A 20,199-nucleotide genomic window follows, 5' to 3' on the forward strand; every position below is an offset into this window, starting at 1 on the left:
AGTTTATATTTTAGTACACACAACCTGACTCCCAAACTGTAAATTAACATTCGCATAGTCATCAAGAGACTTCTCTTTTAAAGCTTTGTTATAGAATGCTTTTAAATTCATGATTTTTTTATCTAAATTTTCCAAGGTTCCAAGCTGGATTGTAAAATTGCATTGTCTAAATTTTAAAATAATTGTATTCTTTTCTGTCTGTTGAATTTCTATCACATGTTTTTTCAAAAAAGGATCTTCTTCTATTTTTTGAGCTACTTTAAAAACGTTTAATAGGTTGTTTTTTTCAACAATTCCAGTTACAAGAGGAACTCTAGCAGTATAATTAGATGACAAAGGCATATAACTCCCCTGATCATCTATATAATAAGATGCATTAGTACGTACTCTTGCTATAGGTCTTTTTTGCTCAACATCTACGGTAAGTAACCCATTAACAGACACATACACTTGTGCAGACTTGACCATTTGATTAGAATTCAGGGCAGCTTCTAAATCATTCAAATCTAAAGTTTCTTTAGGCTTATTTTTTACACTTTCGTTATTTTGTATTAACAATTTACTAACATTCTCATGTGTCAAGAAAAGGTTGTTATCTCCTTTAAAATTTATCACAGGATTGGACACTTTTCTAAGGGTGTTTTTTGTTGAAGAAAAGGCATACAAAAACACTACTAATATTAGCAACATAATCATTTTTATATAATTCCAATTAACTCTCAATGCTTAAGGCTTGTTTTATTTGTTTAACTTCTTCTCCTATATCTCCAGCTCCAAGGGTTAAAATAACCTGCGCCTGACTTTCTTTTATTTTTGAAATAATATTAGTTTTACTAATAACTTGTTTATGGTTGTTTTCAATTTTACCTACCAACCATTTAGATGTAATTCCTTTCATTGGCAATTCTCTAGCTGGATAAATATCCAACAACATAACCTCATCGAATTGCGACAAGCTCTTAGCAAAATCATCTGCAAAATCTCTTGTTCTACTAAATAAGTGTGGCTGAAAAATAGCTAATACTTTTTTTCCAGGATACATTTCTCGTACAGCTTGGTATACAGCATTTATTTCTTCTGGATGATGAGCATAATCGTCTATATAAACTAACTCATCAGTTTTTATATGATAAGAAAATCTACGTTTTACCCCTTTGTAGGATGCTAAAGCTTTGGCGAGCTGCTGGTGAGGGCAACCATACTCTACAGCCATCGCCAAGGCTATTAATGCATTCGACAGATTATGTCTACCAGGTAGGTTAAATTGTAAATTTTTAAATGTTGTTTTTGGTGTTTTTACATCAAAAACATAGATTCCATCTTGTATTTTTATATTGTGAATTGAATAATCAGATTGATCTTCAATCCCATATGTAATTCCTTTAATAGGTAAGCCATTTTTAACAAACAACTTGCCATTTTCTTTTACTTTTCTTGAAAAATCCCCAAAGGATTTTATTAATTCTGAAGCATCTCCATAAATGTCCAAATGATCGGCATCCATAGATGTGATGCAAGCAATGTCTGGTGAAAGTGTCAAGAAAGATCTATCAAATTCATCTGCCTCCACTACAGACACTTCTGTTCCGTTTAAAATTAAATTAGAATTATAATTCTCACTTACACCTCCAAGAAAAGCCGTTACAGGAACATCACTTTGGTTTAACAAATGTCCCAAAATACTTGTTGTGGTTGTCTTTCCATGCGTTCCTGCAACTGCTAAGCAGAAAGTGTTTTCAGTAATAAGTCCTAAAATTTGAGAGCGTTTTAAGACTGTAAAACTTGGTTCGTTTTTAAAATAAACCAACACCATATTATTTTTTGGAATGGCTGGCGTGTAAACCACCAATGTGGTATCGTAATTAAAAAATGGGTTAGGAATGTTGGCAACAGAATCCTCATAATGCACCTGAATTCCTAGTGCTTCTAAACCATTTGTAATCTCCGTTTTGGTTTTGTCATATCCAGCAACTCGTTTATTCTTAGCATGGAAATATCTGGCCAGGGCACTCATGCCTATGCCTCCAATTCCAATAAAATAAACATTATGTATGTTGTCTAAATTCATTTAAAACCTATTTTTCTAATAATTTTTCTACTTCGTTTGCTATTTCCTTTGTGGCATTTACCAATGCCAATTTTTTTATATTTTTACTTAGTTCGTTTTGCTTCTCAATAGATAGTAATAATTGTGAAAAGTTGTTTTCAAAATCCACTTCTAAATCGGCTTCCTTAATCAACAATGCTGCTTTTTCATTAACAATTGCCATGGCATTTTTTGTTTGATGGTCTTCAGCCACATTTGGTGAAGGAATAAAAATGACAGGCTTTCCAACAATACATAGCTCTGAAACAGAACTTGCTCCTGCTCTTGAAATAATAACATCTGAAGCTGCATAAGCAAAATCCATATTGTTTATAAACGCATGAACTTGTACATGCTTGGTATTGTTATAAATTTTGTATTTGTCGTAATACAACTTTCCACATTGCCATATAACTTGAATATTAAGACTTAGAATAAAATCTAATTCTTTTTCAATGAGTTGGTTAATTCTTCTAGCACCTAAACTTCCTCCTAAAACAAAAAGTGTTTTTTTTTCTTTTTCAAGTTCGAATACCTTTTGCGCTTCAAGTCTTTTTGAATCAATATCTAATAAACCTTGCCTTACCGGGTTCCCAGTTTTAATAATCTTATTTTCTGGAAAAAATCGCTCTAAACCATCATAAGCCACACAGATTTTGCTAGCTTTTTTAGATAGCAACTTATTAGTAATTCCTGGATAAGAATTCTGTTCTTGTATTAAACTAGGGATACCTTTTGAAGTAGCGACTTGCAACAATGGACCACTAGCAAAACCACCCGTTCCAATAACAACATCAGGTTTAAACGTATTGATAATTTTTCTTGCTTTGTACAAACTACTTATCAATTTAAACGGAAAAATTAAATTCTTTAAGGTCAATTCTCTTTGAATACCAGAAATCCAAAGCCCTTCAATTTTATAACCGGCCTGAGGCACTTTATCCATTTCCATTCTATCTTTGGCTCCAACAAATAAAAATTCGGCATCAGGAAATCGTTGCTTCAATTCGTTAGCAATAGCAATAGCAGGATAGATGTGTCCCCCTGTTCCTCCTCCTGATAATATGATTTTGAATTTACGACTCACGATTTCTCATTGTTTTTTTCCACTTTAAACACCTAAAACTTTAGGTGCTTATATTTTAAATTGCTTCCGATAGAACAGCTAACGGATTATCTTCTTTATCTTCTTGTTCTTTTATTTCTTCCCTTTTTGCACTCACACTAAGTATAATCCCTAGAGCCATACAAGTCATCCAAATTGAGGTACCTCCACTACTAATTAAAGGCAAGGTTTGTCCTGTTACTGGAAACAACTCCACTGCAACGGCCATATTTATTAAGGCTTGAAAAACAATGGGCAAACCAACGCCAAGCACTAATAATTTCCCAAAGATGGTATCTGCTTTTTGTGATACAATAACTATTCTGAATAACAACCACAGATAAAATATCATTAAAGTAAAACCACCAATCAATCCATATTCTTCAACAATAATAGCATATATAAAATCTGAAGAGGATTGAGGTAAAAAATTCTTCTGAACACTTTTCCCAGGACCTACTCCTTGAATTCCGCCTGTAGCTATAGCTATTTTTGCCTTTTCTATTTGATAATCCGATTCTGTGTCTCCTTCATCTGAGAAACTTTCAATTCTACTCATCCAAGTATCAACTCTATTTGGCATGGCATCAGGAAAAGCTTTCGCTATTAAGATAAATAGCGTCAGTGCCAAAATTCCAGTCCCTACTATAATAGCCAAATACTTAATGGGGTAACCTCCTAAAAACACGAGCATTAAAACCATAACAAACATAATGGCTGCAGTTGAAAAATTAGCAGGCAGAATAAGTACTAAGACCAAGAATACTGGAATCCAAAGCGGTAAAATAGTTTCTTTAAAGGTAATCTCCTGATCCTTAATTTTAGACATATATCGAGCTACAAAAACCATTAATACAACAAATGCAAACGTAGATGTTTGAAAAGACATATTAACCAATGGAATTTGGATCCACCTACTTGCATATGCACCTTCTATGGTTGTTCCTTGCAAGATGGTTATTATCAACAGGACAATTACGATAGGAATAAGCACAATAGACAAGCCTCTGAAATAACGATATGGAATTTTATGAACGCCAAACATGATGATAAAACCTAAAAACAAGTGAAACAAGTGCTTTAAAAAGTCTGAAAAGGTGCTTCCTCCATCTCCAACATAAGCCAAGTTACTAGCTGCACTATACACAGGAAGGAAAGAGAAAATTGCTAATAATGCAGCAATTGCCCAAATTAATCGATCTCCTTTTATGTTTTTAAATATGTTTTTCATCCTTGTAGGATATTGACTCAATAATTTTAATTATTATAAATTTCTAACTGCATCTTTAAACTGTCTTCCTCTATCTTCATAGTTTTCGAATAAATCGAAACTTGCACATGCCGGAGACAACAACACATTATCGCCAGCTTCAGCTAGTTTGTATGCTATTTTAACCGCTTCACTCATATACTGAGTTTCAACAATAACATCTACCATAGAACTAAAGTTTTCCAATAACTTTTCGTTATCTACTCCAAGACAAATAATGGCTTTGACCTTTTCGTTTACAAATGGAAATAATTCTTGATAGCTATTTCCTTTATCCTGACCTCCAACAATCCAAACTGTCGGCGCATCCATACTCTCTAATGCATAATAGGTTGCATTTACGTTTGTAGCTTTAGAATCGTTTATATATTGAACTTTATTAATCTTTAACACACTTTCTAATCTGTGTTCTACGCCATGAAAATTTTCCAAACTCTCTCTAATCGTTTGCTTTCTTATTCTCAATAATTGCGCTACTGCAGAAGCAGCCATGGCATTTTTAGTATTGTGTTTTCCTTCTAATGCTAAGTCTTTTGTTGACATTTCTATTTGGTTATTATCTATTGTTATTTTTATCTTTTCATTTTCTAAATACGCACCATTTTCTATCTTTTTCACTAATGAAAATGGTAATAATGTGGATTGAACTGGGTGTTTTTCTAACCAGTCTAAAATTACTTGGTCATCTGCATCATAAATCAAATAATCGTCTTTGGTTTGGTTTTTTGCTATTCTAAATTTTGAAGCGATATAGTTTTCAAATTCATAATTATATCTATCCAAATGATCTGGTGTGATATTAGTAATTACAGCTATATGTGGTTTAAAATCGACAATATCATCTAACTGAAAACTGCTAATTTCCAACACATAGTTTGGGTAATTATTTTCTAAAACCTGCTTTGCAAAACTATCTCCAATGTTACCAGCTAACCCAACTTCCAATTCTTGTTTTAGAATATGATGCGTCATTGAAGCTGTTGTTGTTTTACCATTACTTCCTGTAATCCCAACAATAGTTGCATTGGTATATTTTGATGCAAATTCAATTTCTGAAACCACAAGAATTCCCTTATCTCGAATTTGTTTTACCAAAGGCGCCTTATCTGGAATCCCTGGACTTTTCATAACGATATCAGCATTTAGAATTTTTGATTCTGTATGAGCTTCATCTTCCCATTTAATCTCATTATGTATAAGAACTTCTTTGTACTTTTCTTTTATTTTTCCTTTATCTGATACAAAAACTTCAAACCCTTCTGCTTTTCCTAAAAGCGCTGCTCCAACACCACTTTCTCCTCCTCCTAGAATTACTAATCGTTTCATTCTATCTAATCTTCAAGGTGACAATTGAAATAATAGCTAACAAAATTCCAACAATCCAAAATCTAGTTACAATTTTACTTTCATGGTACCCAGACTTCTGATAGTGATGATGCAATGGAGACATCTTAAAAATGCGCCTGCCTTCACCATATTTTTTTTTGGTGTATTTAAACCAACTCACTTGCATGACTACTGATAGATTCTCTGCTAAGAAAATACCACACAACACAGGAATAAGCCATTCTTTTCTTACTGCTACAGCAATAACAGCTATAATACCACCTATGGTTAAACTTCCTGTATCTCCCATAAACACTTGAGCGGGATAGGTGTTATACCATAAAAACCCAATAAGTGCTCCAACAAATGCTGCTATATAAATGGTGATTTCCTCCACTCTTGGGATGTACATAATATTAAGATAATCTGAAAAAATAATATTACTAGATACCCAAGCAAAGATGCCAAGTGTTAGTACAATAATGGCCGAAGTTCCTGCTGCTAAACCATCTATTCCATCGGTTAAATTAGCTCCGTTTGATACGGCTGTAATAATAAAAATAACTATTGGAATAAAAATAATCCAAGCGTATTTTGCCCAGTCTGGATTTACCCAAGCAATAATATCTGCATAATCAAATTCATTAGACTTTACAAAAGGAATGGTTGTTTTAGTAGACCGTTCTTCATCTTGAAACAACTTAGCCGACTCCACTTTTGGATTTTCAGCTAAAATTTCTTGCTGTTGTGCTACAGGTAATTTTTCTCTTAAAGTAACATCTGGATGGAAATACAAAGTTGCTCCAACAATAATTCCAAGCCCTACTTGTCCCAAAACTTTAAACCTCCCTTTTAATCCTTCCTTGTCTTTTTTAAACTTTTTTATATAATCGTCTATAAAACCAATGGTTCCCATCCATAAAGTGGTAACGATTAATAAAATAATATAGATGTTGTCAAGCTTGGCTAATAATAAAACCGGGATAAGTGTTGCCAGAATAATGATAATTCCCCCCATGGTTGGAGTACCTGCTTTTTCTACCTGACCTTCCAGACCTAAATCTCTAATAGTTTCTCCAACTTGTTGTTTTTGCAAATATTTTATAATACGTTTTCCGAATATGGTAGATATTAACAACGACAAAATAATAGCCACAGCAGCTCTAAAGGTTATATAACCCATAAGTCTTGCTCCAGGAATTTGAAAATTCGTATCTAAATATTCGAACAGGTAATACAGCATATTATTTTTGTAATTGTTTTAAAAATTCTTGTACTATTTTAAAATCATCGAAATCAAAGCGTTCTCCTTTAATTTCCTGATAGGTTTCATGACCTTTACCAGCTATTAAAATAATATCATTAGGACCTGCCATCTGACATGCCGTTTTAATAGCTTGTTTTCTATCTGTTATAGAAATTACTTTCTTGAAATTTTGAGGCTCTATACCATTCTCAATGTCTTCAATAATAGTTTCTGGAACTTCGTTTCTTGGGTTGTCGCTTGTTATGATAACTTTTGTACTTAAAGCTGAAGCAATGTGTCCCATTTTAGGACGTTTAGTTTTATCCCTATTACCTCCACAACCAAAAACAGTTATGAGGTCTTCATTTTTAGTTCGGATACTATTAATAGTTTCCAAGACATTTTTTAAAGCATCTGGCGTATGCGCATAATCAATAATTGCGGTAATTTTTTCATCAGAAATAAGATATTGAAACCTTCCTGCTACACTTTCTAATTCACTAATTATTCTTAAAGCTTCCACTTTTTCAAGGCCTAACAATTCAGCAGTTGCATAAATAGCCAAGACATTATAGGCGTTGAAATTCCCAATTAACTTGGTCCAAACTTCGCTTTCATTTATTTTAAGCAATAATCCATTTAACTGGTTTTCTAAAATTTGAGCTCTATAATCTGCATAGCCTTTTAAAGCATATGTAAGCTTCTTCGCCCTTGTATTTTGAAGCATGATTAAGCCGTTCTTGTCATCAACATTTACAAGTGCAAATGCAGATGCAGGTAGCTTGTCAAAAAACGATTTTTTAACATCTCTATATTCTGCAAAAGTGTCGTGATAATCTAAATGATCGTGAGACAAGTTTGTAAAAATACCTCCTTCAAAATACAAGCCTTCCGTTCTATTTTGATGAATGCCATGAGAACTTACCTCCATAAAACAGTAGGCTACACCTTCGTCATTCATTTTCTTTAAATACTTATTTATAGTCAAAGAATCTGGAGTTGTATGCTTAGTACTATATTCATTATTATTTACCATAATTTTTACGGTTGATAATAGACCGACTTTAAATCCTGCTTTTTTAAATAACTGAAACAATAAAGAAGCAATAGTAGTCTTACCATTAGTTCCAGTAACTCCAATAAGCTTTAAGTTTTCAGAAGGATTTTGATAATAGTTTGAAGCCATGATAGCCAGGGCTTTCGAGGCACTTTCCACTTGAACATAAGTAACCTCTCCTGTAATATTTTCAGGCATTACTTCGCATACAATAGCAATAGCGCCTTGCTCTATGGCTTTATCAATATATTCATGACCATTTGAAAGCGTTCCTTTTATGGCAATAAAAGCATCTCCTTTTTTAATATTTCTAGAATCGAAATCGATGTTTTTAATAGACACACTCGTGCTCCCTACAACAGCATCGAGGGTTACTTTATATAATATGTCTTTTAAAGTCATCATGAGGCTTGAATAACTACTGTTTGATTTTTCTTAATTTTTAAACCTTTATTTAAAGATTGAGATTTCACTATGCCAACTCCTTGGATTTGCACTTTTAAACCCATATTTTCCAGAAGCGCAAGCGCATCCATTAAAGGTAATCCAACCACGTTTGGCATAATTGTTTTATAGGTTTGAGCTGTTTTATAATAACTATCAAACTCCTTATCTACAGATGCATGTTTTACTTCTAAAGTTTCAACTTCATCTATAATTGGTGTATCTGTAAATATTTTTTGTGCTATACGTTTAAATACTGGTCCAGATACATCTGCTCCATAGTAGCCTTTTTTTGTACTAGGTTTGTGTATTATAACTATGCAAGAATATTTTGGTTTTTCGGCTGGAAAGTATCCTGCAAAAGTAGATACGTATCTTGGGTTGTCATCCCAGTCGTCCATCCAATATTCTGTTTTTGCTGTTCCTGTTTTCCCTGCCATAGAGAAATAAGGAGAATACAAAGATCTTCCTGTTCCTCGAACCACAACATTTTTAAGTATTTCCTGTACTTCTTGTATAGTTTTATCTGAACATATTTTATTATTAATAATAGTTTTATCAAAGGTTTCTATTGACTTGTTTAAATCACGTACTTCTTTAATAAAGGTTGGCTTTACCATAACACCATTATTTGCAACAGCATTATAAAAAGTCAAGGTCTGCAGTGGCGTTAATCTTAAGTTATAACCATAGGCCATAGATGGCAAAGCATTCTTACTCCATATCTCATGACCAGGCCCAGGAATAACCGGTATTCCTTCCCCTAAAATTGACAATCCTAAAGGCTTATCTAAAGACCAACTTTTTAATCTGTTTACAAATTTTTCAGGCTTAGCAGAATAGTTATCATCTATAAAACTTGCAAAGGCAATATTGGAGGAAACTTCCATGGATCTAGCTACCGAAATCTCTCCATAACCTCCGTGCTTAGAATCGTTAATAGGACGTCCATAAAACATTTTTCGTCCATTTTTTGTATCTATTACCGTAGACGTATCCACCACTTTATCTTCTAAAGCTGCCATTAAAGCCATAAGCTTAAAGGTAGATCCAGGTTCGTGAGACTCGCCAACTGCGTAATTTAATTTTTCGTAATAAGATCCATTTTTAGTTCTACCTAAATTAGAAATAGCTCTAATTTCTCCTGTAGCTACTTCCATAACCACAACACAACCGTGTTCAGCTTCGTAATATTCTAATTGCTGCAATAAAGCATGATGTGCTATATCCTGAATATTAACACTTATGGTAGTATATAAATCATAACCATCTTTAGGTTCAACCTGATTATAATCTGCAATAGGCTTCCACTGTCCTTTTCCTATTTTTTGTTTTAGCCTTAAACCATTTGTTCCACGCAGGTATTTAATACTATAAGCTCCGTCTAACCCAGGTCTAGTAATATTCCCATTTTCATCAAAGCGTTCGTATCCTATAGTTCTTTCAGCAACTCCTCCCATCGGATGCTCTCTTTTGGTTGTTTGCTCAACGATAAGTCCCCCTTTAAAAGCTCCCAAATTCAATAGAGGGAAATTTCTAATTCTTAAATAGTCTGAATATCCAATATCCCTAGCTAGCAAATAATATCTATTTTTATTTGCTCGAGCTTTTCTAATTTCTTTCTGATAATATGAAGAAGGCTTTCCTGAAAATTTCGACAAAGAATCTGCCAGACTTTTTAATTCTTTTTCAAACACTTTAGCTTTTGGAGTAATAGCATCTATTCTAATATCGTATTTAGGAACAGATGTAGCTAATAAGTTTCCATTTACAGAATACACATTTCCTCTGTTTGCTGGAATAACTACATTTTTTATGGTTCGCTCTTCGGCTAATTCTCTGTATTTATCTCCTTGAATAAATTGAATACTCAAAAGTTTAAACACAACTGCTAAAGCGAAGATGAACATACATCCTGCTATAAAATACAATCGATTTAATATGTTCTTCTCTTTTACTGCCAAGTTGAACTATTTTTGAGATTTAACTTTAATTTTTGTTGGTGGTATTTCTGAAATTGATAAGCCTTTTTCTTTCATTTTCAACTCTACTACCGACTCTTTTTTCAGCTCCATGAGCTTTTTTCTGCCGTCCACAAATTCTGATCGCAATTCTTTTGCTTCGTTATTTAGTCTGGCCATTTTATGTACTTTTTTATCTGCACTATGAGAGCTTGCTATCATTACAAATGCTAATGAGGAAACAAATAGAATCATCCTCCAGTTTTTAAAAGCATCGTCGTTAACTAGGAATGTTCCTTTTAAAATATGTGATACACCTTTTCTCACTTATAGTTTTTTTGCTATTCTTAGCTTTGCACTTCTGGCTCTATTATTTATTTTAATTTCTTCCTTACTAGGAACTATTAATCCTCCTACTTTTTTTAAAGGCACTTCAAAATTCCCAAAAACATCTCTTTCTGGCTCACCTTCAAACATGCCGTTTCTTATAAACCGCTTCACCAACCTATCTTCTAAAGAGTGGTAAGAAATAGCACTTAATCGCCCTCCTTTTTTTAACAAATCTGGTGTTTGCAACAAAAGCTCTTTTAAAACTTCAATTTCTTGATTCACTTCAATTCTGATAGCCTGATATATTTGTGCCAACACTTTATTCTCATGTTTTGGTGGCAAAAATTTCTTTAACACATTTTTTAATTGCTCACTAGATTTAATTAGCTCAACAGTTCTACTCGACACAATTAGACTTGCCATTGCTGGAGCAGATCTTAATTCACCATATTGCAGCAATACATTCTTAAGCTGTTCTTCATCGTATTCGTTTACCACATGATAAGCCGAAAGTTTGCTTTGCTGATTCATTCGCATATCTAAATCGGCTTCAAATCTGGTTGAAAAACCTCTTTCTGCAACATCAAATTGATGTGATGACACACCAAAATCAGCTAGAATACCATCCACTTCTTTTACTCCGTAGAATCTTAAAAACCTTTTGGCAAATCTGAAATTCTCATGAATAAGGGTAAAGCGTTCATCATCTATGGTGTTTTTTAAAGCATCAGCGTCTTGATCGAAAGCATACAATTTTCCTTTACTTCCAAGTCTTTTCAAGATTTCCTTGCTATGGCCTCCTCCACCAAAAGTGACATCGACATAAACACCATCTTCTACGATGTTTAAACCATCAACGCTTTCCTTTAATAATACTGGATTATGATACTCCATGCTCATCATCATCTTGTCCCATAACTTCTTCAGCTAAATCTGCAAAATTCACAGCTGCATCATCTATGGTTTGTTCGTACTTATCTTTATCCCAAATTTCTACTATATTCACCGCAGCCGAAAGCACAATTTCTTTCGAGATATCTGCAAAAACAACCAAATCCTTCGGGATTAATAAACGTCCCGTGGCATCAATTTCAACAACTTTAACACCAGCTGTAAAACGTCTAATAAAATCGTTATTCTTCTTTTTGAATCGATTAAGCTTATTAATTTTCTGCATAAGCGCTTCCCATTCTGACATAGGATACAATTCTAAACATGACTGAAAAACAGCTCTTTTTAAAACAAACCCATTTTGTAAGGCAGGAGACAACTGCTTTTTAAGCGCAGCAGGAAGCATTAGCCTTCCTTTTGCATCTACTTTACATTCGTATGTTCCTATTAATGAGTTCAAAGGGGTTCGTTGTCGATTTTGTGTTTAAGTTCCAAATATATTGAAAAATATACCACATTTTACCACATTCTACCACTTTGTTGATAAATTTTCGATTAACAGCATGTTTAATAGGATATTTTATTTTTGGCATATTTCTTAAAAGCTCAATGTCAGAAGGTTACATAATGACAAGATTTTTAAGCTTGTTCTTGTTAACATCTCTCAAACAATGCGAGTTAAGGAGTTGTAATTATTATTAAAATAATATGAATGATTTAACTATATTTGTTTTCAATGAAAAGACTAACAAATTAATGGTGCATCGACTAAAAAAAGAAAAAGATTACAGATACATTGAAGTTGGAGAAGGAACACCAATTATTGTTCTTCATGGATTAATGGGCGGATTGAGTAATTTTGAGTCGGTAACAGAATATTTTAGTGCTATTGGCTACAAAGTTATTATTCCGGAATTGCCTATTTATTCTATGTCTTTATTAAAAACCAACGTCAAGAGTTTTGCAAAATACTTGCATGATTTTATTGAATTTAAAGGATTAGACGAAGTCATCCTTTTAGGAAACTCTTTAGGCGGACATATTGGACTATATCACACTAAATTATATCCTAAAAAAGTTAAGGCCTTAGTAATTACAGGTAGTTCTGGCTTATATGAAAGTGCTATGGGAGGTGGCTATACCAAGCGTAGTGATTACGAAGTGATTAAAAAGAAAGCACAGGATGTTTTTTACGACCCCAAAATTGCTACTAAAGAAATAGTAGATGAGGTCTATGAAACTGTAAACGACAGAAATAAACTAATAAAAACGCTTGCAATTGCAAAAAGTGCTATTAGACATAATATGGCCAAAGATTTGCCTAAAATGAAAACTCAAACCTGTATTATTTGGGGAAAAAACGACAACGTAACTCCTCCAGAAGTTGCAGAAGAATTTAACGAGCTTTTACCGAATTCCGAATTGTTTTGGATAGATAAATGTGGGCATGCAGCTATGATGGAGCATCCAAATGAGTTCAATGAGATTTTAAACAATTGGCTAACAAAAAAAGGATTTTAATCGTATAAAAATATATACCCTCTTTCTAAGGGAATACATATGGAAATAAAATCGGCAGAATTTATAATGAGTAATTCTGACGTTGCAAAATGTCCAAAAAACTCCATTCCAGAATATGCGTTTATTGGCAGAAGTAATGTTGGAAAGTCGTCACTTATAAACATGTTAACAAGCAGAAAAAGTCTTGCAAAAACCTCTGGGAGACCTGGGAAAACTCAGCTAATTAATCACTTTATCATTAATAAAACTTGGTATCTAGTGGATTTACCAGGTTATGGGTATGCTAGAGTTTCTAAAAGTGCAAAAAAAACATTTCAGAAATTTATTACACAATATTTTAGTTTACGCGAACAATTGGTTTCTGCTTTTGTATTAGTAGATATAAGACATAAACCTCAGCCAATCGACTTAGAATTTATGCAATGGTTAGGCGAAAACGGCATTCCTTTTTCTGTTATTTTCACTAAAGCGGATAAATTAAAACCCAAAGCGGTTGAAAATCATGTTGCCGCTTATAAAGCAGTGATGTTAGAAACCTGGGAAGAGATGCCCAATTATTTTGTAACATCTTCCTCTAAAGATATTGGGAAAGAAGATGTTCTAGAATACATCCATTCTCTAAATGAGAATATGATATTAGATTAATTGCTCAGTCTGTTGTCGCGTTGTATTAATAATTATAAATTCGTCTTTTAGATTTTTAAACTTAACTCTTTACATCCAAAGCATCTCGAAGCGCATTTCCTATAAGCATAAAAGCCATTACCAAACTCATAATACAAAAGCCAGGTATTAAAGCTAAATAAGGTTTTCCTAAGATAATATAATTGTAATGATCTTTAATCATAGCACCCCAACTTGCCATTGGAGGCTGTGCGCCAATTCCAAGAAAACTTAAGCCGCTTTCTATTAATATAGCTGCAGCAAAATTAGCTGCTGAAATAACAATTACTGGAGCCATAATATTTGGTAATATATGCTTAGTAATAATTCTAAAATCGTTAAACCCTAAGGCTCTTGCTGCTGTTACATATTGCATTTCTTTAACGCTTATAATCTGTCCTCGAACCACTCTAGCCACCTCAACCCACATAGTTAAACCTACGGCTATGAAGACTTGCCAAAAACCTTTCCCTAATGCTAAAGTAATAGCAATAACTAATAATAAAGTTGGGATTGACCAAGTAACATTAATAATCCACATAATAAAAACATCTACCTTGCCTCCAAAATAACCGGCAACACTTCCCATAAAAACACCTATAATTAGAGAAATAAACACTGCTACAAAACCAATAAAAAAGGATATTCTTGCACCAACTAGAACCCTGCTTAACAAATCCCGACCATATTTATCTGTTCCAAATAAGAAGGTTGTTTTTTTAATTAAAGAAGTTTTATTAGCTATTGGAATCGTTTTTAAATCGAGCGTTTTATCGGCTCCTACAAGTCCATCAGAAGCATATTCTGTGTAAAAGAGAATATCTTTTTCAATAGTATAACTTGAAATAGGGATTTCTGTTTCTGTATTTATTTTACCAAAAAAAAGCTTATTAATAAAAGATTGATTGTTTTCTATAGAACTTGGCAACGTTAGCATTTTCACTTTAAAACCTGGCCTTTTTGAGTGAATTGATAAATGCATTTGGTTGGCATGTTGGGAATTATCTGGAGCAAAAGCATATGCAAAAACAGAAATAATCCCAACTAAAACAATAAACCAAAAGCTAAAAACGCCCCAAAAATTTTGCTTAAATTTTTGGAGCGCTAACTTGCTTAATGAGCCTGTATTATTACTCATTTACAACTATTCTTTAACTGTAGCCACTTTTTTTATAGCATAAGTCATTTTTAAATCTTCAAGCACATTAATAGCTTCTTCAATATAAACATCCTGACTTAAACTTTTATGCCAACGATTTCTTTTTTCTTTTAAAATAGTATCTGTTTTAAACAACTCTTCCTCGTATGGCAAAGACTCGAAAGTTAGATTTGTTTGATATTCAGAAATTTTATCAAAACGTTTCGCCTCAGTTTCATTTATCTCCAATTGTGCTTTGTACTTACTATAATTTAAAGAATGAATATTTTCGTCCATTCTAGTTTTTATCCATTTAGCATTTTCACCAATTAATTTTAACTGTTGGTTATTACCCATTCTTTTTGTACTATTTTCAATGGTTTCATTATAATCGAAATAACCATCCCAAAAAGTGTAATCTACAGATTCAATTTTATCCCAAGGCAATGGATTTTTCTGATCTTTTTCACCTACATCAATAAAACTGTATCTATCTAAAACAACCACATCACTTTTTACGCCTTCAAGTTGGGTTGAACCACCATTAATTCTATAGAATTTTTGTGTGGTTAATTTTAAAGCTCCTAAATCGCCATTCTTATTATTACGAACCATGTTGTTTAAATCTAAAAAATTCTGAACAGTTCCTTTTCCGTATGTTTGTTTACTACCAATAACAATGGCACGTTTATAATCTTGCATGGCAGCAGCTAAAATCTCTGAAGCTGAAGCCGATAATTCGTTTACCATAATCACTAAAGGCCCATCCCAAACAATGGACTTATCCTTGTCTTTTAAAATTTCTTTAGGCTCTCCAGTAGCTCTAACTTGAACTATTGGCCCTTCTTTAATAAACATTCCTGCAATATCTACAACTACCGGAAGCGACCCTCCTCCATTATTTCGAAGGTCTAAAACTAAGCCTTCCATGCCTTCTGCTTTTAAGCGCTCAATTTCCTGTTTGATATCTGAAGCTGCATTTCTACTTTTATAATCTTCAAAATCTACATAGAATTTTGGTAAGTTAATAACCCCAAAGCGTCTATCGTCTTTAACAACCATAGAAGATTTTGCATAGGTTTCTTCTATCTCTACAACATCTCTAGTAATACTAATATCTTTAATGGATCCATCTACCTTCTTAATAGTTAAAATAACTGTTGTGCCTTTTGGCCCTTTAATTAATTTAATAGCATCGTCCAAACGCATCCCAACAATATTAACTGGTTCATCCTCGTTTTCTTGACGTACTTTTACAATAATATCTCCTACTTCTAGTTCGTTTCCTCTCCAAGCTGGACCACCTGATATAAGTTCTACAATTTTAGTATTATCCATACGTTTAGACAAACGCGCTCCAATACCTTCTAATTTCCCAGACATTTGCTGATTAAAATTAGCTTTATCTTCTGGTGCAAAATAATTAGTATGTGGATCGAATACTTCAACAATAGCATTTATATACATAGAAAACCAATCTTTTCTTACTAGGTCGTCTATATAATCATTATAGTATAAATCGATAGATTTTAAAGTTTCTGTACGAGCTTCTTCTTCGATTTGAGTTAGTGTTTTCTTTACAACCTTAGCCGCCTTTTTATCTCCTTCTTCAGTTTCTGTTTCACCTTCTAAGTCATCTTGCGCTGAAGCTTCAATTAAAGTATTATTCGCCTTTGCTTTTTCTTGAGCAGTCATTAAATCGTCATAATTAACTAAGTTTGAAAACTTTAGCTGCTGCCTCCAACGATCTTTCATTTGCTTTTTATTCTTAACGTAATCAATACTTTTGTAATCGGAATTAAAGTCTTCATCAACAGAATAATCAAATGGTTTTTCTAATACTTCCTTATAAATAACTTTAGACTCTTCAATACGTTGAACCAATCTATCGTGTGTTAAGTTGAAAAACGCGATATCGTATGCTTTTAATTGATCGTCAATTTGAAATTTAAATTTCTCAAATTCTTCAATATCCGATTTATAGAAATATCTTTTTAAAGGATCTAATTGATCTAAATAATCAGCATAAACTTCAGCTGAAAAATCATCATTTATTTCCTTTGGATCAAAATGACCTCTCTGCAAAACATAAGTTATTACCTGTATTAGTAATTTATCTTTATCTGGATCTTCAAACTTTTCACTTGTAAAGCTACAAGATGCAAATGCTAATAATAGCACTAAAGCCAAAACCTTATAATTCCTTTTCATAAATCTTATCATATTAATTTAATAACCGCTTTTAGAAGTTAAATTTGTGGGCAATATAAAAATGTAAAACGCTTAAACTTTTCTAAAAGTACCTTTTTATTTGACTAATTTAAAGAAAAAACTATGCCAATTTAGACAATTGCTACTAATTTTTTGTTAAACCATAAAAATTCATGCCTTACGTAGGATTTTATGTATTTTAGCAATGTTAAATTGAAATTAGAATGGTAAAAAAACCTCTTATTTTAGTCACCAACGACGATGGCATTACTGCTCCAGGAATTAGAGCATTAATTGAAGTTATGAAAGAACTTGGAGATGTTGTAGTAGTTGCTCCAGATAGTCCACAAAGTGGTATGGGACATGCTATTACCATTAACTCGATGTTACATCTAGAACGTGTATATATTGATAATGGAGAGCAAAAAGAGTTCAGTTGCTCTGGGACTCCTGCCGATTGTGTAAAACTTGCAGTAAAAGAAATTTTAGACAGACGGCCAGATTTATGCGTTTCTGGAATTAATCATGGTTCTAATTCTTCTATTAATGTTATTTACTCTGGTACCATGAGTGCTGCTTTGGAAGCCGGAATTGAAGGCATTCCTGCTATTGGTTTTTCGTTGTTGGATTATAACTACAATGCTAATTTTGAAGCTACAAAAAAGTATGTAAAAAATATCGCTAGAAATGCATTAGAAAATGGTATTCCCGAGCAAGTAGTTTTAAATGTTAATTTCCCCAATTTACCAGAAAAAGATATTAAAGGTGTTAAAGTTTGCAGACAAGCTAGAGCTAATTGGGAAGAGGAATTTGATAAGAGACAATCGCCACAAGGAAAAGATTATTATTGGCTTACAGGAAAGTTTGTTAATTTAGATAATGGCGAAGATACAGATGAATGGGCCTTGGAAAACGGTTATATTTCTGTAGTTCCAGTACAATTTGATTTAACTGCATATCGTGCCATAACAGATTTAAACACATGGAAATTCAATGATTAAAAAAGAACTTTTAATTGGTGCAATTATTGGCTTAATAGCAAATGCTGTTGGACTGTATTTTGCTACTCTTATTTTTGGAAACAATGCCGATTTTTTTAACGTTTTAAAATCGGCTTCTTCCGAAGGGATTTTAGGCAAACTTATTAGTTTAGGTGCTGTCTTAAATTTAATAGCCTTCTTTGTTTTTATAAAAAGGAAACAGGATTATAGAGCAAGAGGCGTTCTATTAATCACAATTATTATTGCTGTTTCAACTTTTGTGTTTAAATTTATATAGAAAAAACAGTATGAAATACTATATTATAGCTGGAGAGGCCTCTGGAGATCTACATGGCTCAAATTTAATGAAGGAATTGCTCAAAAAAGATGTCAATGCTGAATTTAGATTTTGGGGAGGTGATTTAATGAGTGCAACCAGTGATAGTTTAGTAAAACATTATCGTGATTTAGCTTTTATGGGGTTTGCTGAAGTCATCATGAATCTAAGAACCATTTTTAGAAATCTATCCTTTTGCAAAAAAGACATCGAAACCTTTAACCCTGATGTCTTGATTTTTATTGATTATCCTGGATTTAATTTACGAATTGCCAAATGGGCTAAACAAAAAGGCTTTAAAACACACTATTATATATCTCCACAAATTTGGGCTTGGAAAGAAAATCGTATTAAAGCTATCAAGCATGATGTAGATGAAATGTATGTAATTTTACCCTTTGAAAAAGATTTTTACGAAAAGAAACATAATTTTCCAGTTCATTTTGTTGGACATCCAACAATTGATGCCATTGCCAATAGAAAACAAGTTAACGAATATACTTTTAGAGCTGATTACGAACTTAACGAAAAACCCATCATTGCTATTTTACCAGGCAGCAGAAAGCAAGAGATAAAAAAAATGCTTTCGGTGATGCTGTCTATCATCAAGGATTATCCAAATTATCAATTTGTAATAGCAGGAGCTCCTAGTCAGGAATATAGTTTTTATAAACCGTTTATAAAAAATTCAAATGTGGGCTTTATCTCAAATAAAACCTATGATTTATTATCGGTTTCCACTGCCGCGTTAGTAACTTCTGGAACAGCTACCTTAGAAACAGCCTTATTTAAAATACCTCAAGTTGTCTGTTATAAAGGGAATTGGATTTCTTACCAAATTGGAAAACGTGTCATCAACTTAAAATATATTTCCTTAGTAAATTTAATCATGGATAAAAAAGTGGTTACGGAATTAATCCAAGACGATTTCAACACAAAAACGCTTAAAAAAGAACTTGATTTAATTTTAGACCCTTATGTTAGAGCTAAATTATTTTTAGATTACTACGAACTTGAAAAAAAATTAGGTGGTAAAGGTGCGAGCGAAAAAACAGCGAATCTAATCTTTCAGGCAATAAAAAAATAACATGCGTAAATTAATTATTTTATTATCTCTTCTTATGAGCATTTCTGCTTGTAAATCGACAAAAAACACTAAAAGTAGCAATAGAAAAACTACTAAAACGACAACTGTAGTAAAAAAGTCAAATAGTACCCGAAAAGCTACAAATAATTCTACTATAGAAAACATTATTAAAACAGCCGAAAAATATGATGGTGTTCGATACAAATATGGAGGAACTACCAAAAAAGGAATGGATTGTTCGGGACTTATTACAACAGCCTATAAAAGTGAAAACATTACTTTACCTAGAACTACTGGAGGTCTAGCAACCACTGGAGATTGGGTAGATGTCAAACAAGTACAGAAAGGCGATTTATTGTTTTTCGCTACCAAAAAAAACAGTAGGCACATTAATCATGTTGGCATGGTTACAGAGTCCAGACCTGGTTATGTTGAGTTTATACATGCTTCTACAAGCAAAGGGGTTATGACTTCCGAATTATCTGAAAAGTACTGGTATTTTGCCTTTGTACAAGCACGTAGAATATTGTAAGATTTTCACTATCT

Annotated in this window: 19 protein-coding genes; 6 read left to right on the plus strand and 13 right to left on the minus strand. The window is 32.9% G+C overall.

Going from position 1 to position 20,199, the window contains the following annotated elements:
- Positions 1–3: 3 nt before the first annotated feature.
- The 11 genes from OS191_RS08360 to mraZ are packed head-to-tail and all read right to left on the minus strand — an operon-like array spanning position 4 to position 12,176.
- Complete coding sequence (locus OS191_RS08360) at positions 4–690, minus strand: cell division protein FtsQ/DivIB (protein WP_323370092.1); 687 nt, start codon at positions 688–690, stop codon at positions 4–6.
- A gap of 22 nt (positions 691–712) precedes the next feature.
- Positions 713–2,068, minus strand: a complete 1,356-nt coding sequence (murC, locus tag OS191_RS08365; protein ID WP_267155246.1) for a UDP-N-acetylmuramate--L-alanine ligase — start codon at positions 2,066–2,068, stop codon at positions 713–715.
- Between the two features lie 7 nt (positions 2,069–2,075).
- Complete coding sequence (murG, locus tag OS191_RS08370) at positions 2,076–3,176, minus strand: undecaprenyldiphospho-muramoylpentapeptide beta-N-acetylglucosaminyltransferase (protein ID WP_267155776.1); 1,101 nt, start codon at positions 3,174–3,176, stop codon at positions 2,076–2,078.
- A 52-nt stretch (positions 3,177–3,228) separates the two neighbouring features.
- Positions 3,229–4,422: an FtsW/RodA/SpoVE family cell cycle protein gene (locus tag OS191_RS08375; protein WP_267155247.1), complete on the minus strand. Its 1,194-nt coding sequence runs from the start codon at positions 4,420–4,422 to the stop codon at positions 3,229–3,231.
- Positions 4,423–4,455: 33 nt separating this feature from the next.
- On the minus strand, positions 4,456–5,787 hold the full coding sequence (gene murD, locus OS191_RS08380; protein WP_267155248.1) for a UDP-N-acetylmuramoyl-L-alanine--D-glutamate ligase: 1,332 nt from the start codon (positions 5,785–5,787) through the stop codon (positions 4,456–4,458).
- A gap of 1 nt (position 5,788) precedes the next feature.
- Positions 5,789–7,030, minus strand: coding sequence for a phospho-N-acetylmuramoyl-pentapeptide-transferase (mraY, locus tag OS191_RS08385; protein WP_267155249.1), 1,242 nt, complete (start codon positions 7,028–7,030; stop codon positions 5,789–5,791).
- A 1-nt stretch (position 7,031) separates the two neighbouring features.
- Entirely contained in the window at positions 7,032–8,495 is a 1,464-nt protein-coding gene (locus OS191_RS08390; RefSeq protein ID WP_267155250.1) for a UDP-N-acetylmuramoyl-L-alanyl-D-glutamate--2,6-diaminopimelate ligase, read from the minus strand.
- On the minus strand, positions 8,492–10,444 hold the full coding sequence (locus tag OS191_RS08395; protein ID WP_267155777.1) for a PASTA domain-containing penicillin-binding protein: 1,953 nt from the start codon (positions 10,442–10,444) through the stop codon (positions 8,492–8,494). The genes OS191_RS08390 and OS191_RS08395 overlap by 4 nt, the downstream gene beginning before the upstream one ends.
- 60 nt (positions 10,445–10,504) lie before the next feature.
- Positions 10,505–10,822: an FtsL-like putative cell division protein gene (locus OS191_RS08400; protein WP_267155251.1), complete on the minus strand. Its 318-nt coding sequence runs from the start codon at positions 10,820–10,822 to the stop codon at positions 10,505–10,507.
- On the minus strand, positions 10,823–11,719 hold the full coding sequence (gene rsmH / locus OS191_RS08405; RefSeq protein WP_267155252.1) for a 16S rRNA (cytosine(1402)-N(4))-methyltransferase RsmH: 897 nt from the start codon (positions 11,717–11,719) through the stop codon (positions 10,823–10,825).
- A complete protein-coding gene (gene mraZ / locus OS191_RS08410) occupies positions 11,706–12,176 on the minus strand; it encodes a division/cell wall cluster transcriptional repressor MraZ (RefSeq protein WP_267155253.1) in 471 nt (156 codons plus the stop codon). The genes rsmH and mraZ overlap by 14 nt, the downstream gene beginning before the upstream one ends.
- Before the next feature lie 296 nt (positions 12,177–12,472).
- On the opposite strand from mraZ, the gene OS191_RS08415 reads away from it, so the two are divergent.
- Together OS191_RS08415 and yihA are read left to right on the plus strand one after the other, a co-directional pair.
- Positions 12,473–13,237 (plus strand): alpha/beta fold hydrolase, encoded by a 765-nt coding sequence (locus OS191_RS08415; RefSeq protein WP_267155778.1) that lies wholly within the window; start codon positions 12,473–12,475, stop codon positions 13,235–13,237.
- A 39-nt stretch (positions 13,238–13,276) separates the two neighbouring features.
- Positions 13,277–13,882, plus strand: coding sequence for a ribosome biogenesis GTP-binding protein YihA/YsxC (gene yihA, locus OS191_RS08420; RefSeq protein WP_267155254.1), 606 nt, complete (start codon positions 13,277–13,279; stop codon positions 13,880–13,882).
- Positions 13,883–13,943: 61 nt separating this feature from the next.
- Here yihA and OS191_RS08425 read toward each other — a convergent pair whose 3' ends face one another.
- Together OS191_RS08425 and OS191_RS08430 are read right to left on the minus strand one after the other, a co-directional pair.
- Entirely contained in the window at positions 13,944–15,038 is a 1,095-nt protein-coding gene (locus OS191_RS08425) for an ABC transporter permease (protein ID WP_267155255.1), read from the minus strand.
- Positions 15,039–15,044: 6 nt separating this feature from the next.
- The gene (locus OS191_RS08430; RefSeq protein ID WP_267155779.1) at positions 15,045–17,249 is read right to left on the minus strand and encodes a carboxy terminal-processing peptidase; all 2,205 of its coding nucleotides are present in this window, start codon (positions 17,247–17,249) and stop codon (positions 15,045–15,047) included.
- 224 nt (positions 17,250–17,473) lie between these two features.
- Between OS191_RS08430 and surE the strand changes: the two genes are divergently transcribed.
- The 4 genes from surE to OS191_RS08450 are packed head-to-tail and all read left to right on the plus strand — an operon-like array spanning position 17,474 to position 20,185.
- Complete coding sequence (surE, locus tag OS191_RS08435) at positions 17,474–18,250, plus strand: 5'/3'-nucleotidase SurE (protein WP_267155256.1); 777 nt, start codon at positions 17,474–17,476, stop codon at positions 18,248–18,250.
- On the plus strand, positions 18,243–18,527 hold the full coding sequence (locus OS191_RS08440; protein ID WP_267155257.1) for a hypothetical protein: 285 nt from the start codon (positions 18,243–18,245) through the stop codon (positions 18,525–18,527). Before surE ends, OS191_RS08440 begins: the two co-directional genes overlap by 8 nt.
- A gap of 10 nt (positions 18,528–18,537) precedes the next feature.
- A complete protein-coding gene (lpxB, locus tag OS191_RS08445; RefSeq protein ID WP_267155258.1) occupies positions 18,538–19,653 on the plus strand; it encodes a lipid-A-disaccharide synthase in 1,116 nt (371 codons plus the stop codon).
- A 1-nt stretch (position 19,654) separates the two neighbouring features.
- Positions 19,655–20,185 (plus strand): C40 family peptidase, encoded by a 531-nt coding sequence (locus OS191_RS08450; RefSeq protein WP_267155259.1) that lies wholly within the window; start codon positions 19,655–19,657, stop codon positions 20,183–20,185.
- The last annotated feature ends 14 nt before the right edge of the window (positions 20,186–20,199 follow it).

Source organism: Xanthomarina sp. F2636L (assembly GCF_026410195.1).
In the GTDB taxonomy this organism is placed as follows: domain Bacteria; phylum Bacteroidota; class Bacteroidia; order Flavobacteriales; family Flavobacteriaceae; genus Xanthomarina.